1 protein-coding gene is annotated in these 1,190 nt (G+C 50.0%); it reads left to right on the forward strand.

All coding sequences use genetic code 11. The features are described from left to right. On the forward strand, positions 1-1,190 hold a 1,190-nt coding region (locus R7Q47_RS25440), incomplete at both ends, for a penicillin-binding transpeptidase domain-containing protein (RefSeq protein WP_318090136.1).

A 1,190-nucleotide genomic window follows, 5' to 3' on the forward strand; every position in this document is an offset into this window, starting at 1 on the left:
AGCAGGGCGATCTACGTTCGATCCGTGTTAAGTCTATCCCGTCTGCACGAGGCATTATTTCTGATCGCAATGGTGAACCTTTAGCGGTGAGTGTGCCTGTTGAAGCGGTTTGGGCCGATCCAGCCACCATTTTTAAAGAAAATGCGCTAAGTCAGAAACAAAACTGGTATGCCTTAGCAGACGTGTTAGGTGTGGATCGCCAAGGCCTGATTGACAAAATCAAGCGCAACGAAAAGCGTCGCTTTATTTACCTGCAGCGTCAGGTGAGCCCAGCAATGGCAAACTACATTCGTGAACTGAAGCTACCAGGTATTGGTCTTAAGTCGGAGTCTCGTCGTTATTACCCGGCTGGCGAAGTCAGTGCGCACCTTGTCGGTGTGACAGGCATTGACGGTCATGGCCTAGAGGGGGTTGAGCGCAGTTACGATGAATGGCTAACCGGTGAAGAAGGTAAAAAGACCATTCGTAAAGACCGCTACGGCCGTGTCGTTGAAAACATCGCTTGGCAAGACAAACAAGAAGGCAAGTCGTTGCAGCTAACCATTGATCAGCGTTTGCAGGCTATTGCTTACCGCGCCATCAAACAGGCGGTTGCCGATCACCGTGCAACCTCTGGCTCCGTGGTGATGCTGGATGTAAAAACGGGTGCCGTTTTGGCGATGGTTAATGCTCCGTCATACAACCCAAATAACCGCACGGATTGGCAAAGTTATAAGATGCGTAACCGTGTGATCACGGACTCAATGGAGCCCGGCTCGACCATTAAGCCTTTCGTTATTTTAGCCGCCTTAGAAAATGGAGTGGCGGATAAAGATACTATCGTTGATACCGGTAATGGCGTGCTTCGATTGGGCGGTAGCCGAGTCAGGGACGTTTCGTGGGTAGGCAAAGCGAGCCTGTCTATGATTCTGAAAAAATCGAGTAACATCGGTGTGACCAAACTTGCGATGCAAATGCCTGTTGAGGCGCTGCTTGGCTTGTACAGTTCGGTGGGTTTTGGGGAACTTTCTGGTTTGAACTTAGTTGGCGAAGTGACTGGTATCTTCCCAACTCGAACGCGTTGGTCTCCCATTGAACGTGCAACCATTGCGTTTGGTTATGGTCTGTCTATCACGCCGATTCAGCTTGCACATGCGTATGCAACGTTAGGGAACCTTGGCAAGTACGAGCCGATTCATATTATCGAGAGT

The sequence above is a fragment of the Vibrio sp. Vb0349 genome (assembly GCF_033338975.1).